General features: G+C 72.6%; 5 protein-coding genes and 1 pseudogene. All 6 read right to left on the reverse strand.

Annotation, left to right across the window (positions count from 1 at the left end; genetic code table 11):
- A partial coding sequence (locus EAH89_RS32355; RefSeq protein ID WP_277753918.1) for a methyl-accepting chemotaxis protein occupies positions 1 to 596 on the reverse strand: 596 nt, incomplete at its 3' end.
- A gap of 118 nt (positions 597 to 714) precedes the next feature.
- Positions 715 to 2,412, reverse strand: a pseudogene (locus EAH89_RS33705) (methyl-accepting chemotaxis protein); the annotation flags it as partial.
- Between the two features lie 82 nt (positions 2,413 to 2,494).
- Positions 2,495 to 2,845 carry a chemotaxis protein CheW gene (locus EAH89_RS30405; RefSeq protein ID WP_140887854.1) on the reverse strand — a complete coding sequence of 117 codons (351 nt, stop codon included), beginning with the start codon at positions 2,843 to 2,845 and terminating at the stop codon, positions 2,495 to 2,497.
- A gap of 9 nt (positions 2,846 to 2,854) precedes the next feature.
- On the reverse strand, positions 2,855 to 4,930 hold the full coding sequence (locus tag EAH89_RS30410; RefSeq protein ID WP_140887857.1) for a chemotaxis protein CheA: 2,076 nt from the start codon (positions 4,928 to 4,930) through the stop codon (positions 2,855 to 2,857).
- Positions 4,931 to 4,935: 5 nt separating this feature from the next.
- Positions 4,936 to 5,301 carry a response regulator gene (locus EAH89_RS30415; protein ID WP_140887860.1) on the reverse strand — a complete coding sequence of 122 codons (366 nt, stop codon included), beginning with the start codon at positions 5,299 to 5,301 and terminating at the stop codon, positions 4,936 to 4,938.
- Position 5,302: 1 nt separating this feature from the next.
- On the reverse strand, positions 5,303 to 5,572 hold a 270-nt coding region (locus tag EAH89_RS30420), incomplete at its 5' end, for an STAS domain-containing protein (protein WP_140887863.1).

The following is a 5,572-nucleotide window of genomic DNA, read 5'->3' on the forward strand; positions in this document are numbered from 1 at the left end:
GCCGCCCGCCCGCCCGCCGCCCTCGCCGGCGCCGCGGCGGTGGCCTTGGCCGGCGCCGCGGCGTAGCCGTCCGGCAGGACGAAGCCCGCGACCATCTCGGCCAGCGCCGTCGTCTGCTCCTCCATGGACTTGGCGGCGGCCGCGGCCTCCTCGACCAGCGCCGCGTTCTGCTGGGTGATCTTGTCCATCTGCGAGACGGCGGTGTTCACCTGCTCGATGCCGGTGCTCTGCTCCTGCGACGCCGCCGAGATCTCCGCCATGATGTCGGTCACGCGCTTCACCGAAGTGACGATCTCGTTCATCGTCTCGCCGGCCGAGGTGACGAGCTTCGAGCCGCTGTCGACCTTCTCGACGGAGTCCGAGATCAGCGCCTTGATCTCCTTGGCGGCGTTGGCGCTGCGCTGGGCGAGGTTGCGCACCTCGGCGGCGACCACCGCGAAGCCCCGGCCCTGGTCGCCCGCGCGCGCCGCCTCCACCGCCGCGTTCAGCGCGAGGATGTTCGTCTGGAAGGCGATCTCGTCGATCACGCCGATGATGTCGCTGATCTTGCGGCTGGACTGGGTGATGCCGTCCATCGTGCGCACGACCTCGGTCACCACCAGCCCGCCGCGCGTCGCCGTCTCGGAGGCCGAGGCCGCGAGCTTGTTCGCCTGCTGCGCGTTGTCGGNCGAGGTTGCGCACCTCGGCGGCGACCACCGCGAAGCCCCGGCCCTGGTCGCCCGCGCGCGCCGCCTCCACCGCCGCGTTCAGCGCGAGGATGTTCGTCTGGAAGGCGATCTCGTCGATCACGCCGATGATGTCGCTGATCTTGCGGCTGGACTGGGTGATGCCGTCCATCGTGCGCACGACCTCGGTCACCACCAGCCCGCCGCGCGTCGCCGTCTCGGAGGCCGAGGCCGCGAGCTTGTTCGCCTGCTGCGCGTTGTCGGCGTTCTGCCGCACCGTGCTCGTCAGCTCCTCGAGGCTGGCCGAGGTCTCCTCCAGGCTCGCCGCCTGCTCCTCGGTCCGCTGCGACAGGTCGGTGTTGCCCATCGCGATCTCGCGCGAGGCCACCGTGATCGCCCCGCAGCTCTCCGTGATCGTCGCCACCACGCCGGCCATCGTGTCCAGCATGCCGTTGATGCCAGCGCAGAGATCCCCGATCTCCCCCGTCTTGCCCGCCATCGGAATGCGCTGGCTCAGGTCGTTCCCCTCCGCCGCCGCCACAATCGCCTGCGTCTCCCCCACCGCACGCTGCAAGGCCTCGGTGGCACGCACCTGCTCCGTGATGTCCGTCGCGTACTTCACCACCCGGAAGGCACGGCCGTTCTGATCCAGCACCGGATTGTAGCTCGCCTGGATCCAGACCTCGCGCCCGCCCTTGCCGATCCGCTTGTACCGCCCGGCGTCGTACTCACCGCGGCCCAGCCGCTCCCAGAAGGCCTGGTAATCGGCACTCTGCCGATAGGCGATATCGACGAAGAGGCTGTGGTGCTGACCTCGGATCTCATCGAGCGTGTAGCCGAGCGTCGAGAGGAAGTTGGCGTTCGCGTGCAGCACGCGCCCGTCCGTCGAGAACTCGATCACCGCCTGCGACCGATCGATGGCCTTAAGCTGTCCCTGTTGGATCCGCAGTTCCGTTACATCCGTCCATTCCAGGATGTTCCCGTCATGATTCCCCTCGGCGTCGTGACGTGCGCTCACGGCAAGGGCAAACGTCAGGTCGCCCACCGAGATATCGGTGCGGAAGGGCAAGCGCGATGGGTCGGCGGGCACAAGACGCTGCTGCGAGGAGCCGTTGTGAACGGTATCGATGCACGTCCCGACGACACGGGCCGGATCGAAGTTCGGCCAGATCTTCCGGAACCGGTCGGCGTGCTGGGTCAGCAGCGTCCGGGCAGGCTGGTTCACCTGCGCGACAACGAAGTCACGGTCGACCATCATCACGGCCGTGGCGATGCTGTCGAGCGCCGTGCGGGCATGATTCGCCGCGACGGCGTCGCTGACGTCGCTGATCAGCACCACCGCGCGGGGGGCCGAACCATCGTCGGCCAGGATGGGAGCGGCGGCGAGGCGGAGCGTCAGGTTCTGCTTGTTCAGGCAGGCGAACGGCAGGTCGATCGTGACCGCGGAGCGGCGACTGACGTTCTCGAGAAGCCGCGTCAGCGCCGCCCCCGGCCGCTCTCCCTTCACGATGAGCGCCGCCAGCTTCTGAGCACGCAGGCTGTCGACGGAAGTGCCCATCACGGAGGCGGCGTGTTGGTTAGCGTCGAGGATGGTTCCGTCGGCGGCGAGTTCGATCATGGGGTGATGTTCTTCGAGGGCGGCGAGGCGGGCCTCGAGGTCGCGCGCGGCGGCGCGTCGGTCGCGCGCGGCGCGGCGGTCGAAGAAGCTGGCAGGCGCGGCGGCCTGGTTCGTCCGGGTGATGAACATGCTCGGGCTCCGGGGGCGATCAGGGGTGGCGATCAGGGGTGGCGATCGGGGTGGCGATCAGGGGTGGCGGGTCAGGGGTTGATCAGGGTTGATCAGGCGTGCACGTGCGCGCGCCGGCCTGGATGATGACGACGACGTGCATGGGCGTCGGCACGGTCGGCGCGAGGCCGAAGCGCGCGCGCAGGTCGAGGATCGGCACGATCACGCCGCGCAGGTTGATCACGCCGCGGATCCAGGCGGGCGCGTGCGGGATGGCCGTGGTCTCGGCCCAGCCCTTGATCTCGCGCACCGCCATGATGTCGACGCCGTACTCGGCCTCGCCGAGCGCGCAGGTGATGTACTGGCCGTGCTGGCCGGCGGCGGCGGCAGCTGTGGCGGCGGCGGCGGCGATGCCCGGGGCGGGGGCCGCGGGGTCCGGGAGGGAGGGAGGCATGCGGGTTCCCTAGTGCAGGGCGGGTTGCGGCAGGGCCACGGGCGCGGGGGCGGGCCGCGCGCCCGGGTCCAGCCCGGGAATGTCGAGGATCAGCGCGACCCGCCCGTCGCCGAGGATGGTGGCGCCGCCGATGCCGGGCACGGGCCCGTAGTTCGTCTCGAGGCTCTTCACGACGACCTGCTGCTGGCCGACGAGGTCGTCCACGAGCAGGCCGAGGCGCCCGTCCTTCTCCGTCTCGACGATGACGACGATCCCGCGCGAGGGGTCGCCCTCCGCGTCGGGCACGCCGAAGCGCTCGTGCAGCGGCAGGAGCGGGATGTAGGCGCCCCGGATCGCGAGCACCCGGCCATGGCCGACCACCGCGTGGATGTCCTCCGGCCGCGGGCGCAGGCTCTCGACGATGACGGCGATCGGCAGGATGTAGGCCTGGCGCCCGACGGCGACGACCAGCCCGTCCAGCACCGCGAGGGTGAGGGGCAGGGAGAGGAGGAAGCGCGAGCCGGCGCCCTGCCGCGACTCCACCGTCACCCGCCCGCCGAGCGCCTGGATGTCGCGCCGCACGACGTCCATCCCGACGCCGCGGCCCGAGACCGCCGAGACGGCGGCCGCGGTGGAGAAGCTCGGCCGGAAGATCAGCTCGTCGATCTCCCCCTCGCCCAGCACCGCGTCGGGCGCGACCAGCCCCCGCTCGCGCGCGCGCGCCAAGACCCGGGCGCGGTCGATGCCGCGGCCGTCGTCCGAGACCTCGATGACGATGCGGCCCCCGCGCTGCTCCGCGCCGAGGAGGATGGTGCCCTGGGCGGGCTTGCCGGCCGCCTGGCGGTCCGCCGGCGGCTCGATGCCGTGGTCGAGCGCGTTGCGCAGCAGGTGCGTCAGCGGGTCGGCCAGCCGCTCGACGACGGTCTTGTCGATCTCCGTCGCCTCGCCGGCGATGACGAGGCGCACGTCCTTGCCGAGCGACCCCGACAGCTCGCGCACGAGGCGCGGCATGCGCGAGAAGACCGAGCGCACCGGCTGGGTGCGGATGGCCATGACCCCCTCCTGCAGCTCGCGCAGGTGCTGGGACAGCGTCTCGAGCCCGCCGATCAGCCCCGGGCAGAGGCTCGGCGGCAGGGTGGTGCCGAGCTGGACGAGCATGGCCTGGTTGATCACCAGCTCGCCGACAAGGTTCACCAGCCGGTCGATCTTGGCCACGTCCACCCGCACCGAGGCGGCGGGCGCCGGCGCCTCGGCCCCTCGCGGCGCCGGCGCCTCCGCCGCGGCCGGCGGCCCGCCCGCGGGCGCCGCGGCCTCGCCGGCCCCGGCAGCCTCGACCGCGTCGGCGGCCCCGGCAGCCTCGACCGCCTCGACCGCCTCAATGACGAGGTCGCAGTCGTCGGCGACGAACTCGAACACCTCCTCCACCCTCTCCCGCGGCACGGGCGCGGAGAGGCTGAAGCGCCAGCCGACATAGGCGTCCTCGGGCTCCATCGCCTCCAGCGCCGGCAGGTCCGCCGTCTCGGCGAGCACCGCCAGCGGCCCCAGCCGGCGCAGCTCGCGCACCAGCAGCAGCGGCTCGTTGGCGTTGCGGAAGAGCGCGGGATGCGGGCGAAAGCGGATGCGCCAGCCCGCCGCGCCCGCCCCGGACGCGGCCGCGGATGCGGTCCCAGACACGGCCCCGGGCGCGGCCCCGGCCGACGCCGCCGACGCGCCGGGTGCCGCCGGCGCGTCGGCCGCCTGCAGGAAGGCCGCGACCAGCGCGTCCTCGAAGCCCGGCGGGCACCCCCGCCCGTCGCGCTCGGCCGCCAGCAGGTCGGCCAGCGCGTCGGCGCCGCGCAGCATCAGCGAGACGAGTCCCGGCTCGAGCGCCCGCTCGCCCTCCCGCAGGAGGTCGAGCAGCGTCTCCATGGCGTGCGCCAGGCCGACGACGCGCTCGAGCCCGAAGGCGCCGCCGCCGCCCTTGATGGAGTGGACCGCGCGGAACAGCGCGTGCACCGTGTCCTCGTCGTGCGCGCCCTCGGCGAGCAGCGCGAGCTGCGCGTAGGCGCTCTCGAGAAGCTCGGCGCTCTCCTCGAAGTAGGTGCCGCGCAGGTGGTCGAAGCTCATCGCGGCTAGCCCGCGACCCGCTTGACGACGTCGATCAGCCTGGCCGGGTCGAAGGGCTTCACGAGCCAGCCCGTGGCGCCCGCGCTCTTTCCGGCGGCCTTCTTGGTCGCGTCCGACTCCGTGGTCAGCATCAGGATCGGCACCGACCGCCACCGGGGGTCGCCGCGCAGCGTGCTGATCAGCGTCACGCCGTCCATGTGCGGCATGTTCAGGTCGGTGATCACGACGTCGACCGGCGTCGTCCGGAGCTTGGACAGCGCGTCGCGCCCGTCCTCGGCCTCGCTCACCTCGAAGCCGGCCTTGCGCAGCGTCAGGGAGACCATCTCCCGCATGGTGCGGCTGTCGTCCACGGTCATCACGCGCTTGGCCATGTCAGCCCTCCGTCGGAATGGCGGCGGCGAGGTCAAGATCGCGGATCGCGTCCGCCAGCGCCGCCGGCACGCCCCGCAGCCGGAACGCCGCGCCGCGTGCCCGCGCGCTCGCGGCCGCCGCGGCGAGCACCTGAAGCCCGGGCGTCGACACCCGCTCGACCGCCCCCGCCTCCAACTCCAGCCCCCCCGCCTCCAGACGCACGAGCAGCCCCTCCCGCAACAACGACGCCGCGTTCAGATCCAACGACGACGGGAGAATGAACGGAGTGGG

The organism is Muricoccus nepalensis (genome assembly GCF_006438825.1).
Taxonomy (GTDB): Bacteria; Pseudomonadota; Alphaproteobacteria; order Acetobacterales; family Acetobacteraceae; genus Roseomonas; species Roseomonas nepalensis.